This is a genomic window from Methylorubrum sp. GM97 (assembly GCF_024347855.1).
Classification (GTDB): Bacteria; Pseudomonadota; Alphaproteobacteria; order Rhizobiales; family Beijerinckiaceae; genus Methylobacterium; species Methylobacterium extorquens.
In genome coordinates this window covers 4,307,663-4,323,632 of the sequence record NZ_AP025942.1, presented here as the reverse complement: position 1 = coordinate 4,323,632, position 15,970 = coordinate 4,307,663, and the positions used below count along the sequence as shown (strand labels likewise).

The 15,970-nt window shown below is 69.0% G+C and carries 10 protein-coding genes and 1 pseudogene; 7 read left to right on the top strand and 4 right to left on the bottom strand.

The window, feature by feature from the left end; all coding sequences use genetic code 11:
- Window position 1: 1 nt before the first annotated feature.
- Window positions 2–1,510, bottom strand: coding sequence for a porin (locus MSPGM_RS20245; protein WP_003597532.1), 1,509 nt, complete (start codon window positions 1,508–1,510; stop codon window positions 2–4).
- 773 nt (window positions 1,511–2,283) lie between these two features.
- Between MSPGM_RS20245 and MSPGM_RS20240 the strand changes: the two are divergent.
- Window positions 2,284–3,926, top strand: a pseudogene (locus MSPGM_RS20240) (B12-binding domain-containing radical SAM protein).
- A gap of 101 nt (window positions 3,927–4,027) precedes the next feature.
- On the opposite strand, the gene MSPGM_RS20235 reads toward MSPGM_RS20240, so the two are convergent.
- Window positions 4,028–6,481: an EAL domain-containing protein gene (locus tag MSPGM_RS20235; protein ID WP_003597530.1), complete on the bottom strand. Its 2,454-nt coding sequence runs from the start codon at window positions 6,479–6,481 to the stop codon at window positions 4,028–4,030.
- Window positions 6,482–6,881: 400 nt separating this feature from the next.
- Here MSPGM_RS20235 and MSPGM_RS20230 point away from each other — a divergent pair, with 400 nt between their 5' ends.
- Window positions 6,882–7,682 carry a prephenate dehydrogenase/arogenate dehydrogenase family protein gene (locus tag MSPGM_RS20230; protein WP_003597528.1) on the top strand — a complete coding sequence of 267 codons (801 nt, stop codon included), beginning with the start codon at window positions 6,882–6,884 and terminating at the stop codon, window positions 7,680–7,682.
- Window positions 7,683–7,789: 107 nt separating this feature from the next.
- On the opposite strand, the gene MSPGM_RS20225 is transcribed toward MSPGM_RS20230, so the two are convergent.
- Complete coding sequence (locus tag MSPGM_RS20225; RefSeq protein ID WP_003597526.1) at window positions 7,790–9,115, bottom strand: OmpP1/FadL family transporter; 1,326 nt, start codon at window positions 9,113–9,115, stop codon at window positions 7,790–7,792.
- A 253-nt stretch (window positions 9,116–9,368) separates the two neighbouring features.
- Between MSPGM_RS20225 and MSPGM_RS20220 the strand changes: the two genes are divergently transcribed.
- On the top strand, window positions 9,369–10,253 hold the full coding sequence (locus MSPGM_RS20220) for a fumarylacetoacetate hydrolase family protein (protein ID WP_003597525.1): 885 nt from the start codon (window positions 9,369–9,371) through the stop codon (window positions 10,251–10,253).
- Window positions 10,254–10,338: 85 nt separating this feature from the next.
- On the opposite strand, the gene MSPGM_RS20215 is transcribed toward MSPGM_RS20220, so the two are convergent.
- Window positions 10,339–10,725 carry a hypothetical protein gene (locus tag MSPGM_RS20215; protein ID WP_003597524.1) on the bottom strand — a complete coding sequence of 129 codons (387 nt, stop codon included), beginning with the start codon at window positions 10,723–10,725 and terminating at the stop codon, window positions 10,339–10,341.
- Between the two features lie 193 nt (window positions 10,726–10,918).
- On the opposite strand from MSPGM_RS20215, the gene bioB reads away from it, so the two are divergent.
- The 4 genes from bioB (at window position 10,919) to MSPGM_RS20195 (ending at window position 15,945) form a co-directional block, all read left to right on the top strand.
- Complete coding sequence (gene bioB, locus MSPGM_RS20210; protein WP_003597522.1) at window positions 10,919–11,926, top strand: biotin synthase BioB; 1,008 nt, start codon at window positions 10,919–10,921, stop codon at window positions 11,924–11,926.
- 89 nt (window positions 11,927–12,015) lie between these two features.
- Window positions 12,016–13,830, top strand: a complete 1,815-nt coding sequence (gene aspS / locus MSPGM_RS20205) for an aspartate--tRNA ligase (protein ID WP_003597520.1) — start codon at window positions 12,016–12,018, stop codon at window positions 13,828–13,830.
- Window positions 13,831–13,978: 148 nt separating this feature from the next.
- On the top strand, window positions 13,979–14,863 hold the full coding sequence (locus MSPGM_RS20200; protein ID WP_003597518.1) for a glycosyltransferase family 2 protein: 885 nt from the start codon (window positions 13,979–13,981) through the stop codon (window positions 14,861–14,863).
- Entirely contained in the window at window positions 14,860–15,945 is a 1,086-nt protein-coding gene (locus MSPGM_RS20195; protein ID WP_003597516.1) for an acyltransferase family protein, read from the top strand. Before MSPGM_RS20200 ends, MSPGM_RS20195 begins: the two co-directional genes overlap by 4 nt.
- The last annotated feature ends 25 nt before the right edge of the window (window positions 15,946–15,970 follow it).

The window sequence follows — 15,970 nt, the reverse complement described above, 5'->3', positions numbered from 1 at the left end:
ATCAGTAGTTGATCTGGAGCTGTCCGCGGAACAGGTCGCCCTCGGCCCGGCCGAAGCGGCTGCTGCTGGCCTCGCGGCGCTTCATGTTGGCGTAGGCGAGCGTCAGCTCCACCGACTTGATCGGCTGGAACTCGACGCCGAGCTCCAACTCATCGGTGTCGAGCCGCGGCGCGTTCGTCCCGACCTTCCAGCCGCCATCATAGGTCTGCCAGCGGATGTAGGGCATGAACGGGCCGACCGGCGAATGGTCGACCTTGTACATCGCCTGGACGTAGCCGCCCTGGAGCGGCTTGGTCAGGATCGCCCGGGCCACGGGATCGAATTCGGGGCCGCGTCCCCAGTTCCACTCACCCTGAAGGCCGAAGGGCTGCGGGTACAGCATCGCGTGCACGCCGACGCGCTCGTCGTCGAAGGTGTTGCCCAGGGCGGTGGAGGAACCGAAGGTCGCTTCGGGCCGGAAGCGGTTGCGGTAGGCCGAGCCGCCGACTTCCACCACCTGCCCCTTGAACGCCTCGCCGAGCCCGTCGAGTTCGAACGGCCAGGTCGCCATCATGACCGTCATCAGGTCGTTGTTGCCCTCGACCCGGTTGATGGTCTGGCCGTTGTAGATACCGACGCCCAGGGCACCGTAATTGCCGAACAGCTTCTGGCCGCCCTTGGCCAGACGATCCCAGATGCGCTGCACGTGCGCAGGGGTGTAGTAGAACGTGATACCGATATCGCGCTCGCCGGGCACGCCGCTGTTGATCGCGTCGGAACGGTCGAGTGTCAGGCGGTTCTGCGAGGATTGCAGGTTTTCCCAGCCGTAGGGCACCTTCTGCTGGCCGAAGCGCAGTTTGGTGCGGCGCTCGTCGTCGAGGAACACGTCGGCATAGGCGTCGCGCAGCTGCGTGAAGTGCTGGCGGTCGCCCACGCCGACCGCGAAGTCGGGCTGGATGTACAGGAACACCCGCTCGTGGATGTCGCCCTGCAGGACCAAGCGCACGCGGCGGAAGGTGAAGTTGTTGCGGTCGGTGATGCCGCTGTCGTGGACCGAGCGCAGGCGCGAGACGCCGGAGGGCGCGGTGTCGTCACCGGACAGGAACTCGTTGCCGCGCAGCTGGGTGTAGCCGCGCAGCGAGAGGCGCTCGAACCAGGTCTTGGGCCGGGCGCTGTGGTTCGGCCCGTCGGCCAGCAGCTGCGGCGCGGGCGGCACCAGCGCGTCGTACCACGTCTCCGGCTCGTCGATGGCGAAGCGGTGCGGGACCGGGCCGGGCGCGGCCGGCTGCCCGATCGCGGATTCCTTCGGGCGCCCGGCTGCCGGGAAGGTGCCGGCATCGGTGTTGCGGGCGTTCGCCTGCCGTAGCGGCCCCCGCCCACCTCTGCCCTGCGCCTCCGACTGCGCCTTGATCAGCGCCTTGAGTTCGTTGATCTGCCGCTGAAGCTCAGCGACTGTCTGAGCCTGCGCCTGAGCGCATGGCAGCACCAGAGCGCTCGATAAGAGCAGCGCGGTCAGAAGACGTCGTTTCATCTCTCGAACCCCCTTTGCCGCGTTCCGGGCCGGCGTGATGACGCTCGCCGTGTTGTGTTGGAACGCGCCCAGTCCTCGGTTGCGGATCTTCTGGCGCAGCGCGAACCCCGGACGGCCGATCGAACCACCCGCGCCGACCGGCCCGCAGCATCTGCGGCGCCCGGCGAAGTCGTTAGTCGGCTCAATCGCTTAGCGATCCCGGCGGCCTGCCCCACAGCCATGCTTGGCCGATAGCACCCCGCCGGAAGGATTAAAAGTTATCTTGAATAAAACCCGAGGGATTTCCGGGCTCATTACTTATATTACGGCTGCTAGACTGACTTAATCCAATATTTTTCACTATTTTTTCGTCATAAAAGTGACGTGAGTTTGTGTTTTATATAGTCGATTATTCTGAAGCCATCGGTCCGGCCAGGGCTGTCCGCGCCACCCCCTCTCCGTCCGGTGGCAAGGCCTTGCCGGCCCTCAGGGAACGGCGAGAGAGGGCGAAGAATCCTCGCGCCCGCCTCCGGCGCGGCGCCGTCCCCCAGGTCGGAACCCTCGCCCGATGCGCTCACCGCATGGCGGCGTTTCCAGTGCTCCCCGAGATCCTCACTGTGCCCTTCGCGCAACACGCATTGCGGGCACGCGGACAGGTCGGCGGCCCCGATACGCGGGAGGGTTCGCAGTCGCTCCGCGCGGACCCGGCGACGTTGCATCGCACGGGGTCTTGAACGCGCTTCGATGCGGAAAGAGGGGACGCCAACGGGCTGGGCTGTGCTAGATAGGAAGCCATGCGATGCTCCCTTTCCGTCTCGTCCCGCCGGCGCATCCTGTGCGTCTTTCCCGCCTACACGCCGTCCTTCGGGACGTTCTCCCACGCCTACCCACTGATGGGCGGCGTGAAGGCGTTCATGCCGCCCCAGGGGCTCCTGCTGATCGCGGCCTACATGCCCGAGACCTGGGAATGCCGCTTCGTTGACGAGAACATCCGGCCCGCCTCGGCCAAGGACTTCGCCTGGGCCGATGCCGTGTTCGTCTCGGGCATGCATATCCAGGAGGGCCAGATCCACGATATCGGCCGGCGGGCGCACGCCGCCGGCAAGGTCGCGGCGCTCGGCGGCCCCTCGGTGTCGGGCGCGCCGGAGAAGTACCCGGACTTCGACTACCTGCATGTCGGCGAGATCGGCGACGCCACCGACCGCCTCATCGAGATCCTCGACCGCGACCTGTCGCGGCCGGCGGCGCAGGTCGTGCTCGACACCAAGGAGCGGCTGGCGCTGTCCGACTTCCCGGCCCCGGCCTACGAGGCCGCGCCGCTCAAGCGCTACCTGATCGGCTCCCTTCAGTTCTCCTCGGGCTGCCCGTATCGCTGCGAGTTCTGCGACATCCCGCAGCTCTACGGCCGCCAGCCGCGGCTGAAGAGCCCGGAGCAGATGTGCGCCGAACTCGACGCGATCATCAGCCAGCCGGGCCACCCGGCGGTGGTCTACTTCGTCGACGACAACTTCATCGCCAACCGCAAGGCGACCCGCGAGATGCTGCCGCATCTCGTGGAATGGCAGAAGAAGAACAACTACCCGCTCCAGTTCGCCTGCGAGGCGACGCTGAACATGGCCAAGCAGCCCGAGATCCTCGAGCTGATGCGGCAAGCCAACTTCATGACGGTGTTCGTCGGCATCGAGACGCCGGAGGCCGACGCGCTCAAGGGCATCGACAAGACCCACAACGCCGCCGTGCCGATGTACGAGGCGATCGAGACGCTCAACAGCTACGGGCTGGAAGTGACCTCGGGCATCATCCTCGGCCTCGACTCGGATTCCGACAAGTCCGAGCAGAACCTGATCGACTTCATCGACAAGTCCGCGATCCCGGTGCTGACGATCAACCTGCTCCAGGCGCTGCCCAAGACGCCGCTCTGGGACCGGCTGCAGCGCGAGGGCCGGCTCCTGCACGATGCGAGCCTGGAATCGAACGTGCTGTTCAAGCGCCCGCACGACACGGTGGTGAACTCCTGGCGCCGGGCCATCGCCCACGCCTACACCCCGAGCACCTGTTCGAGCGCTTCAAGCACCAGTGCGACGTGACCTACGGCAACCGCATCGTCACGCCGACCAAGGGCAAGCTCACCAAGACCAACCTGCGCCGCGGCCTGATCCTCGGCTTCAACATCATCACGCGGGTGGGGTTGTTCTCCGATTACCGCCGGCCGTTCTGGCGGGCGGCGGGCCACGCGCTGAAGCGCGGGCAGATCGAGGCGGTGTTCAACATGGGCTTCGTCGCCCACCACCTGATCCGCTTCACCCGCGAGGCGCTGCGCGGCGAGCACAACGCGTCCTTCTACGCCGCCAAGGCGGCGGAAGCGGAGGCGCAGCGCGAGCGGAGCTGGTGGGAGAACGCCCGCCGCCGCCTGGCGCCGGAGCGGGAAGCGGCCTGAGCGTTTCCCGGCAGGGCGCTCGTCATCGCGCGCCCTGAGGCAAAGCTCCGATCGAAAAGGCCCCGATCAAACTTGGGCGGACCATCGCGTCCGCCCATCCCTCACGCGTAGGCCCGGGCGGCCTCGTTCGAGAACAAGGCCCGCAGCCGCGCCCGATCCGAGGGGCCGGTCTCCGACAGGTTCGTCATCGGAGCGGGCCGGGCGAACAGGTAGCCCTGCATCTGGTCGCAGCCGAGTTCGCGCAGAACCGTGAGCTGCTCTTGCGTCTCCACCCCCTCGACCGTGACCGTGAGGCCGAGATTGTGCCCGAGATGGGTGATCGCGCGCACGATCGTCAGGGCGTCCGCGTGCTGCCCGAGGCCGCGCACGAAGGACCGATCGACCTTGATCTTGTCGAACTGGAACCGCTGCAGGTAGCTCAGGCTCGAATAACCCGTGCCGAAATCGTCCAGCGCGAGGCGCACGCCGAGGGTGCGGAGCGCCGTGAGCACCGTCAGCGCCGTCGCCGCGTCGTGGATGAACACGCTCTCGGTGATCTCCAGAACCAGCCGCCCCGGTGAGAGCCCGTGGCGGCCGAGGACCGCCGCCACACCGGCGGCGAAGCCCGGCTGGCGGAACTGCTTCGGCGAAACGTTGACCGAGACCCGCCAGGGATGCGGCCAGGCTGCGGCGGCGGCGCAGGCGGTGTCGAGCACCCAGGCGCCGATCCGCCCGATCTGGTCGGTCTGTTCGGCGAGCGGGATGAAGTCCGCCGGGAACACGCAGCCGCGCTCCGGGTGGTGCCAGCGGATCAGCGCCTCGAAGATCTCGATCTCGCCGGTGCGGCCGTTGACGATCGGCTGGTAGTCGAGGGCCAATTCGCCCCGCGCGATCGCCCCGCTCAGCTCGTGCTCGATCCGGCGGCGCGCCTGGAGCTGCTCGTCCATCGCGGCCTCGAAGAAGCGCACCGCGCCGCGGCCCTCGTCCTTGACCCGGTACAGGGCGGTGTCGGCGGCGCGCTTCAAGCTCTCGGCGGTGCTGCCGTCGCTGGGATAGAGAGCGATGCCCACCGAGGCGCCGATCTCGACGCGCAAGCCCTCGACCGAGCCTCCGATCTGGCCCTCGATCTGGAACGGGCGGCCGAGCGCCGCGACCAGACGCTCGGCGGTCTCGGCAACCTGCGCAAGGGTGCGGGTATGGGCCAGCACGATGACGAACTCGTCGCCGCCGATCCGGGCGAGGGTGTCGGTCGGGCGCAGCTCGGCCAGCATGCGCTTGGCCGCCTGGACCAGCAGGGCGTCGCCCGCGGCGTGGCCGTGGAAATCGTTGACGGGCTTGAACCGGTCGAGGTCGAGATAGGCCAGGGCCACGCTCGTCCCGTTCTCGGCCGCATTCTCCAGGGCGAGCCCCAGGCGCTCCTCCAGCAGGGTGCGGTTGGGCAGGTCGGTCAGGGCGTCGTGCAAGGCGAGGTGGCGGATGCGCGCCTCGTCGCGGCGGCGCCGGCTGAGGTCGCGCAGGGCCACCGCCGTGGCGGGCCGGCCAAGATAGTCGATGGCGCGGCAGGTGAGTTCCACCGGCACGGCGATGCCGGCGGCGGTACGGACCTCGAACTCCTCCGGGAACAGATCCTCCGGGTGGCACCGGCTGCGCCGCAGAAGAACCGGAGCGTCGGCCTCCGCGAACAGGTCGAGCAGCGGCCGGCCGATGATCTCGGAGGCCGGGGCCCCGAACAGGCGCAGGCCCGCCTGATTGATCTCGACCACCCGGCCCTCGCGGTGGATGAACAGCACCTCGTGGGCGAGGTTGCCGAGCAGGCGCATGCGGCTCAGCTCGTCCATGCGGCGGCGCATGAGATGCTGCTGCATCAGCAGCGCCGTGAGCCCGGCGCCGAGGACGGCGAGGCTCACGAGCCCTACCGCGAGACCGAGCTGCGTCGAACCGAGGACGGCCCCGCCCCCCGCCACCGGGGTGGCGGGCGCGACGGTGAGCGCCGTCATGCCGGTGAAGTGCAGGCCGCAGATCGCGAGCGCCAGCCACAGGCTGACCTCAATGCGGCGGCCGAGCCCGGCGAGATCGCCGGCCCGGGCGAGGGCGATCACCGCAAGGGTCGCGCACAGCCCGAGCGAAGCGTGGACAAGGGCCTCCTCGAAGGCGAGCAGGCTGTTGGCCGCCATCGCGCCCACACCCGCGTAATGCATGCCCGAAATCGCCGCCGCCAGCACTAGGCCGGCCGCCGCCACCTTGAGCGGGTCGTGGTCCGCCCGACACCAGATCAGGAAGGCGATCAGCGCCCCGGCGACCGCAATCCCGATCGAGGCTGCGGTGGGAAGAAGGCCGTAGGCTGCCTGCGCACCCGGCTGAAACGCCAGCATCGCCACGAAGTGCAGCGACCAGACGCTGCAGCCGAACACGAACGCCGCCGCGATCAGCCAGGGGGAAACGGACCGGCGCTCGGCCCTGGCAGCCTCGGCCATCAGGGTGACAGTGGAGAAGCAGCCGAGCAGACAGATCCCAGCCGAAACGGCAACAAGGCCGAAATCGTGCTGGCTCGCGACACAGGCGACGATTTTGAGCATGAAGACCGGCAAGCCTGATAACCAAAGGCCGGCTTAGGCTGCGCCGATTAAGGTGATGCTGTTGGTATTCCGCTCAATTTTATCGTTCTTACACCGGAAACACACATCGTAACTTGGGTTATGTACTAACACTGCCGCCACACTGCGAATCCGAAGATTCCTTTTTCTCACAGCATCATGACGCCACCGTCCGGACGCAGGCCGCTTGACGGCGGACTCGCGCCTGCCCTAGAGCCGCGCCATCATGACGGGCTTCTTCCTCTCCGAGGCGTATCGCGCGCCGCTCCCTTAAGCGGCATCGGACTCGTCATGTCTTCAGCCGCTGCGTCGTCGGCGGCTTGAGGATCATGGAACATCCCGCAACGGACCGCCGACCTCGCCCCTTATCCGAGGTCACAAAGTGTCTGCCCTGCATCCCTCCCTCCCTGCCCCGTCGGTCGGTCTCGTCGGCTTCGGTGCCTTCGGCCGCCTGATCGCCCGCCATCTCGCGCCGCATGCCCGCCTGACGATCCACGACCCGTACCTGCCGGCCGGGCTGATCGCGGCGCAGGCGGGGCCGGAGGCGGTCGCAGCCGACCTGCGGCGTGTGGCAGCCTGCCCCGTGGTGATCCTCGCCACCCCCGTGACGCGCCTCGACGAGGCGGTGCGCGCCCTCGCCCCGCATCTGCGGCCGGGCACGCTGGTGGTCGATGTCGGCTCGGTGAAGACGGGGCCGGCCGCGATCCTGGCGGCGGGATTGCCCGCCGATGTCGAGATCCTCGCGACCCATCCGCTGTTCGGGCCGCAGAGCGCGGGCGACGGCATCCGTGGCCTGAAGATCGCGGTCTGCCCGATCCGCGGACGGGGCGCCTTCAGGGCGGCGGCCTTCCTGCGGCGCGGGCTCGGGCTCGATGTGATCCTGACCACCCCGGAGGCGCATGACCGGGCGATGGCCTCGGTCCAGGGTCTGACCCACCTGATCGCCAAGGTGCTGGTGGCGATGGAGCCGCTGCCGACGCGGATGACGACGCGCAGCTTCGATCTGCTGATGCAGGCGGTCGGCATGGTGCGGGACGATGCGCCGGACGTGTTCCACGCCATCGAGCGCGCGAACCCGCACGCGGCGCAGGTGCGGCAGCGCTTCTTCGCGCTCGCCGGGCAACTCGATGCCGAGCTGGCCGGGGAGGCGGTTCCCGCCGCGCCGGTCCGCCTCGCCTCTTAGAGCATCGCCCTTTTCCGAAAGCCGGCAACCACCTTTCGGGACGATGCTCGAGAATCAAAACGCCCCGCGCCGGGCTGGCGCGGGGCGTGTCGCGGCCGATCAGCCGATCAGAACTTGCGCACCAGCGGGGCCGGGGCGACGGCGGCGGGAGCGTCCCACTGGTAGCGGAACCCGACCGAAACGACGTCGGCGCTGACATCGGTGGAGGCCGCGAGCGGGATGTTGCCGATGTTGTAATCGCGGCCGGGGCCCGCCAGGAGAAGACCGCGGTCGAAGAAGGCGTGGGCGTAGCTGGCCGTCAGCAGCACCTTCTCGCTCCAGCGATAGCTGCCGCCGATCGAGACGACGTAGCGGTCGCTGTCGGGCAGGCGCGCCGAGCGGTTCGAGAAGTCGATCGGCACGTTGTCGTAGCCGAAGCCGGCCCGCAGGGTCAGGTTCGGCGACCAGTCGTACTCGGCACCGATCGAGTAGAAGAACGAGTCCTTGAAGTTGAGCGGCAGGTGGTTGACCGTCACGCCGAGCGCCCGCGAGACGATGCCGACATCGCCGAGCCTCGACCAGTTGTCCCACTCGAAGCCGAGATTGATCCGGGTGACCGGGTTGATTGCCTGGGTCAGGCCGACGCTGACCTTCTCGGGCGTGTTGAGGTTGGCCCGCACCTGCCCCAGGGCGATGGCCTGCCGCGGGTCGGGGAAGCCGATCGAGCCCGCGATGTCGTGGTGGACCGAGGAGCGGTAGCCGACGCCGATCGCCGTGCCGGCGGCGGGGGTGACCAGGACACCGGCGGTGAAGCCCACGCCCCAGGACTCGCCCTTGATGAAACCCGACGGGTAGAGGCCCGGGAAGGTGCCGGACACCGGCACGGCCGCGCGCAGGGTCAGGCGGAAATACTCGATGCTCGGGCCGGCGGCGATGGACAGCCAGTCGTTGACCTTGAAGCCGACCACCGGGTTGAAGGCCAGCGAGAAGATCCGCGAGGAGCGGGCATAGACCGAGCCCGCCCAATCCTGGCGCGGCTTGGTGACGAGGCCGTAGGGCGCGCCGGTCTGGATGCCGACCCAGAGACGGTCGGTGAGCTGGTAGGAGGTGGCGCCCGACGGCACCACGGCGCCCTGCCCGACCTCGCCGGAGGCGCCGAACGGCAGCAGGCCCGGCGCGGTCCCCACCGTCGGCGTGATCTCCCCCGACAGGTTGATGAAGCTCAGGCTCTGCTCGCTGGCAAAGCCGGGCCGCATCGTCACCGTCGCCGGGTTCCAGAAGATCGACGAGACGCCCGCCCCGCCCGACGCCGCACCCGCGAAGGCGACGCCCAACCCCTGTGCACTCTGCTCGCGCAGGCCGAAGGCACCGGCCTGCGCCCCGCCCGCGCCCGCCATCGAAACGGCCGCGACAGCCCCCGCGAGCCCGAGCGCGCGGATCGTCCCCCCAGTCATTCGTTTTCTCCGAAGCGTTTTCTTAGCGACCCAAGTCCCATCCGGGATGGAAGAGGATCACGCGCATTCGGTCTAGGGGAAGAAAACCGAAAACTGAATTATATATCAATTGAGGAATTTATGTCACGGAACCAGGGTCCTCCCCTTGTCCGTGCGGTGAATGTCATCGCGCGGTGCCGCTTGCACCCCGGATCGGTCGCGGCCATGCTCGCGCACCTCTAGTTGAGCCTCGAGCAGGACGGAGACGCCGACGATGAAGTTGATCCGGCACGGAGCGAGCGGTGACGAGAAGCCGGGCCTCGTGGACGCGAAGGGCGGCTTGCGCGACCTGTCGGGAACCCTACGCGATCTTGCCGGACCGGGCCTCTCACGGGAGTCGCTCGACCGGCTCGCGCGGATCGACCCCGAAACCCTGCCGCTGCTGCCGCCCGGCACCCGCCTCGGCCCCTGCGTCGGCGGCACCCGCAACTTCGTGGCGATTGGCCTGAACTACGCCGACCACGCCGCCGAGACCGGGGCCGCGATCCCGGCCGAGCCGATCATCTTCAACAAGGCGCCCTCCTGCATCGTCGGCCCCAACGACACGGTGATCCTGCCGAAAGCCTCGGCCAAGACCGACTGGGAGGTGGAACTCGCCGTGGTGATCGGCGCCCGCGCCTCCTACGTCCATGCCAACGAGGCGCTGCGCTACGTGGCGGGCGTGTGCATCTGCAACGACCTGTCCGAGCGCGAATTCCAGATGGAGCGCGGCGGCACCTGGACCAAGGGCAAGGGCTGCCCGACCTTCGGTCCGCTCGGCCCCTGGCTCGTCACCCTCGACGAGATTCCGGACCTGAAGAACCTCTCGATGAGCCTCGATCTCAACGGCCGGCGGATGCAGACCGGCTCGACCGCGACGATGATCTTCGACGTGGCGCAGATCGTCGCCTACGTCTCGCATTTCATGATGCTGGAGCCCGGCGACGTCATCACCACCGGCACCCCGCCGGGCGTTGGCCTCGGCATGAAGCCGCCGCGCTACCTCAGAAGCGACGACGAGATGGTGCTGCGCATCGACGGCCTCGGCGAGCAGCGCCAGCGGGTCGTGGCCTTCGACGACTGGACCGCCAAGGTCGCCGCCGGCGAACCGACGAACTGACGCACGGCACAGGCCTCTCCGACGGGGCCGACGAGGCTTTGGCCCCGTCGAACCGGCCCGGTCGTCTTCCTCGGCGGCGGACCGGTCACCGGCGCAGCGGGGCCGTCGCGCGGTTTTGCTCCAAGAGGAGGCGGCCGATCAGGCCGTCGCAGTTCAAGGTCCGTCCGACGCACTCGGCCGACATCCAGATCTTCACCTGCCCGTCCTCCTGCACGACCCTTCGGCAGATATAGGCGTCCGGTTGATCGCCGTGGGCCTTGTAGAGCGTCCAGATGATGAAGCGCTTCGGGTCCTCGATCTCGATGACCGAGCCGTTATCCCGCAGCACCTGGGCACCCGGCTCTGTTTTAAGGGCCGCCACCATGGCACGGAACGGCAGCACGGCGCGCTCGCAGAGCGACGCGGCCTGCGCCGCCCACGGACAGAGCAGCGCGACGGCCGTTGCGAGGATCAGACGATCGGCCGCGAACATCAGAAGACTCGCCTAAAATCTGCATTTCTCCGATCATGCTGCCTGTGGATGCGATGACGGTCAAGCTTACGTGGTGATCGACGCGCATGCCTGCTGAATCAGGGCAGAGCGCAACGCGTGCCGGGCGCTTCGCGACCGGGCTCTCCCGCCGCAAGGCTTGATTTTTTCCGCGCCTTCGCCCTCAAAGAAGCGCATGAGCGACACCGTAGTCTCCCTCACCGCCTCCCCCGCCGCCATCCGGCATGATTGGACCCTGGCCGAGATCCAGGCGATCCACGACATGCCGCTGCTCGATCTCGTGCATCGGGCGGGCGTCGTGCACCGGGCGCATAACGACCCCGCCGACATCCAGCGGGCGGCCCTGCTGTCGATCAAGACCGGCGGCTGCCCCGAGGATTGCGCCTACTGCCCGCAATCGGCCCACCACAAGGGCGCCAACCTCCCCCGCGAGCGGCTGATGCCGGTCGACGCGGTGCTGAAGGAGGCCGCCGCCGCCAAGGCCAATGGCGCGCACCGCTTCTGCATGGGCGCGGCGTGGCGCAAGCCCAAGGATGGGCCGGATTTCGATGCGGTGCTGGAGATGGTGCGCGGCGTGCGCGGGCTCGGCATGGAAGCCTGCGTGACGCTCGGCATGCTGACCCAGAGCCAGGCGCAGCGCCTCGCGGAAGCGGGGCTCACCTCCTACAACCACAACCTCGACACCGGCCCGGAATTCTACGGCGACATCATCTCCACCCGCACCTACGACGACCGGCTCCAGACGCTGGAGCATGTGCGGCAGGCCGGCATCGGCGTCTGCTGCGGCGGCATCGTCGGGATGGGCGAGCGGGTGCGCGACCGGGCCGAGATGCTGCTCGTGCTCGCCAACCACGCCCCTCACCCGGAGAGCGTGCCGATCAACGCGCTCGTCGCCGTCGAGGGCACGCCGCTGGAAGACCGCCCGCCGATCGATCCGCTCGACCTCGTGCGGATGTGCGCCACTGCCCGCATCGTCATGCCCAAGGCCCGCGTGCGCCTCAGCGCCGGCCGCAAGAGCTTGACCCGCGAGGCGCAGATCCTGTGCTTCCTGGCCGGCGCCAACTCGATCTTTTACGGCGAGCGCCTGCTCACCACCGCCAACAACGAGGCGGATGCCGACGCCGAGCTGCTGCGCGACATCGGCGTGCCGGTGCCCGAGGTGACGCTGGCCGCCGCGGAGTAGGGGCACGGTAAGGGGCACGGCAAGCCGGCCCTCACCTTGACTTGAAACGCCTCCCGTGAATGGTGCCGGCTCATTCTCAAGAGCCCGCCATGCACCGTTACCGTACCCATACCTGCGGGGCGATCCGCCCGTCCGATGTCGGGCAGACCGTCCGCCTATCCGGCTGGTGCCACCGCATCCGCGACCATGGCGGCGTGCTCTTCATCGACCTGCGCGACCATTACGGCCTGACGCAGTGCGTGATCGATTCCGACTCGAAGGCCTTCAAGGCGGCCGAGACCGCCCGCTCCGAGTGGGTGATCCGCATCGATGGCCGCGTGCGCACGCGGCCCGCCGGCACCGAGAACGCAGAGCTGCCGACCGGTAGCGTCGAGGTCTATATCGACGACCTCGAAGTGCTCGGGCCCGCGGGCGAGCTGCCGCTGCCCGTCTTCGGCGACCAGGAATACCCGGAAGAGACCCGGCTCAAGTACCGCTTCCTCGATCTGCGCCGGGAGAAGCTGCACGCCAACATCATGAAGCGCGGCGCGATCGTGGATTCGCTCCGCCGCCGCATGCGCGAGGGCGGGTTCTTTGAGTTCCAGACGCCGATCCTGACCGCCTCCTCGCCGGAGGGTGCGCGCGACTATCTCGTGCCGTCCCGCGTGCATCCGGGCAAGTTCTACGCGCTGCCGCAGGCGCCGCAGCAGTTCAAGCAGCTCACGATGATCGCGGGCTTCGATCGCTACTTCCAGATCGCGCCCTGCTTCCGCGATGAGGATGCCCGCGCCGACCGCTCACCGGGCGAGTTCTATCAGCTCGACATCGAGATGAGCTTCGTCACGCAGGAGGACGTGTTCCAGGCGGTGGAGCCGGTGCTGCGCGGCGTGTTCGAGGAATTCGCCGGCGGCAAGCGCGTGACCAAGGAATTCCCGCGCATCACCTACGCCGACGCGATGCTGAAATACGGCGTCGACAAGCCGGACCTGCGCAACCCGCTGATCATCGCCGACGTCACGGACGAGTTCGCCGACGACGCGGTGGAGTTCAAGGCGTTCAAGGGCGTCATCAAGTCGGGCGGCGTGGTGCGCGCCATCCCCGCCACCGGCGCCGCCGGCCAGCCGCGCTCGTTCTTCGACAAGCTCAACGACTGGGCCCGTTCGGAAGGCGCGCCGGGGCTCGGCTACATCGTGTTCGAGGAAGAGGGTGGGGCGCTCACCGGCAAGGGGCCGATCGCCAAGTTCATCCCCGCCGCGATCCAGGCGCGGATTGCCGAGAAGGCCGGCGCCAAGGCGGGTGACGCGGTGTTCTTCGCCGCCGGCACCGAGGCGAAGGCGGCTGGGCTCGCCGGCAAGGCGCGCATCCGCATCGGCGACGAGCTGAAGCTCTCCGACACGGACCAGTTCGCCTTCTGCTGGGTCGTCGATTTCCCGATGTACGAGTGGAACGAAGAAGACAAGAAAATCGACTTCTCCCACAACCCGTTCTCGATGCCGAACTTCGACCGGGACGAGTTCCTCGCCCTGGGCGAGGCGGATTCCGAAAGGATCCTTGGGATCAAGGCGTTCCAGTACGACATCGTCTGCAACGGCATCGAGCTGTCCTCGGGCGCGATCCGGAACCACCGCCCCGACGTGATGGAGAAGGCGTTTGCCATCGCCGGCTACGGCCGAGACGTGCTGGAGGAGAAGTTCGGCGGCATGCTGAACGCCCTGCGCCTCGGCGCCCCGCCGCACGGCGGCATCGCGCCGGGTGTCGACCGCATCGTCATGCTGCTCTGCGAGGAGCCGAACATCCGCGAGGTCGTGCTGTTCCCGATGAACCAGCGCGCCGAGGATCTGATGATGGGCGCGCCCGCCGAGGCGACCCCGAAGCAGCTGCGCGAGCTGCACATCCGGCTCAACCTGCCCGAGAAGAAGGCGTAGCGCCTAAACCCTCTCCCACCGCGGGGGAGGGTGCCTGCGGAGCAGGCGGGTGAGGGGCCGGTTCCGCTTTGTCGGAAACGGCGCTCCCCTCGCCCGCCCCCTTCGGGGCCACCCGCCACCGAAGGGGAGGGAAGCCGCGCAGGACCTGATGCCGCCCCATCCCACTCCCCTCACCGCCATCGTCGTCAGCCACGACAGCGCGGACGCCCTGCCCGCCTGCCTCGCGGCGCTGGCGCGCGAAGGCGTTCCGGCGATCGTGGTCGACAATGCCAGCCGCGACGGCTCGGTGGCGGTGGCGGAAGCCCACGGCGCACGGGTGATCGCCCATCCCCGCAACGAGGGCTATGGCCGGGCCAACAATATCGGCGTGCGCGCCGCCGAGGGGGCCCGGCACGTCCTTATCCTCAATCCCGATCTCGTGCTGCAGCCGGGCGCCGCCGCCGCTCTGCTGGCTGCGGCGCGGGCCTGGTCTGACGCCGGCCTCCTGGCGCCGCGCATCCACGAGCCGGACGGGCGCTTCTTCTACCAGCCGCGCTCGCTGCTCGCGCCCTACCTCACCAATCCGCTGGGCCGGCGTGATCTCCCCGAGGGCGACGCCTGCGCGCCGTTCCTGTCGGGCGCCTGCCTGATGATCGAGCGCGCCCTCTTCCTCGACCTCGGCGGCTTCGACGAGAACATCTTCCTGTTCTACGAGGACGACGACCTCTGCCGCCGGGTGGCGGATGCGGGGCGTGCGCTGGTCCACGTCCACGGCGCGGTGGCCCTGCACGGGCGAGGGCGCTCCTCGGCTCCGGCGCCGGGCCGGGTGTTTCGGACGCGCTGGCATCAGGCGTGGTCGCGGGCCTACGTCTCGCGGAAATACGGCCTGCCCGATCCGAGCCCGGGAATGCTCGCCACCAACGCCCCGAAGGCGGCGCTGGCCGCCCTCGCCTTCCGCCGCGCGAGCCTCGAACGCTACGGCGGCTCGGCGGCGGGCGCACTCGCCGCCCTGCGCGGGCAGAGCGCGCTGGCCCGCGAGGGGCTGGCACCGTGAGCGGCGTCCTGTCCGGCCCCACCATCGCGGAGGCGCTGGCGCGCCCGCACAACGCCTTCTCCTCCTTACGGCTGGCGCTCGCCCTGATGGTGGTGGTCAGCCACGCCTTCAGCGTCGTCTCCGGCCACGTGCCGGACGAGCCGCTGGCCCGCACCACCGGCTTCTCGCTGGGCGAGCACGCCGTGAACGGCTTCTTCGCCGTCTCGGGCTTCCTCGTCACCATGAGCTACGACCGGCGCGGCTGGCGCGACTACGTCATCGCCCGGAGCTTGCGCATCGGACCGGGCCTCGTCGCCGCGACCCTGGCGGTCTCGCTGCTGCTCGGCGGCGCCCTCACCCGGCTGCCGCTCGCCGAGTACTACGCCTCACCGGAGCTGTGGCGCTTCGTGCGCGGCACGCTCCTGTCCTTCAAGAGCAACGCCAGCCTGCCCGGCCTGTTCGAGGCCAACCCGTTCCGCAGCCCGCTCGGCACGGTCTGGACCCTGAAATACGAGACGATCTGCTACGCCGGCGTCCTCGCCATCGGGCTTCTCGGGCTGCTGCGGCGGCGCTGGGCGGTGCCGGCGCTCACCGCCGCCCTGGCGCTGAGCCTGGGCCTTCTCGAAGCGGTCCGGCCCGAGATGTCCAAGGGCACCGAGACGGCCCTGCGCCTGCCGCTGATCTTCGCCGCCGGGGCCTGCCTCTACCTGTGGCGCGATTCCATCCGCCTCACGCCGTGGCCGCTGCTCGTCCTGGCCGCGGGCCTCCTGCTGCAGGGCCACGCCCCCGCGCGGACGCTGCTCTTCCTCGGGGAGAGCTACGCGGCGATCTGGCTCGGCCTCCTGCCGGCACTGGCCCGCCCTGCCCTCGATCCGCCCGCCGATCTCTCCTACGGGGTCTATCTCTACGGCTGGCCGATCCAGCAGAGCCTGCACGCGCTCTGGCCCACGGCCTCCGCCCTGGCCCTGCTGGTGCCGGCCCTTCTGCTCGCCGGGCTCGTCGCCGCCGCCTCCTGGTACGCGGTCGAGAAGCCGGCCCTGCGCCTCAAGGCGCGGGCGCTTGGGCGGCGCACGCTGGGCACCATCGAACCGGCCGGTCCTTAAAGCGAATTTGATCCTCTCGCACCGC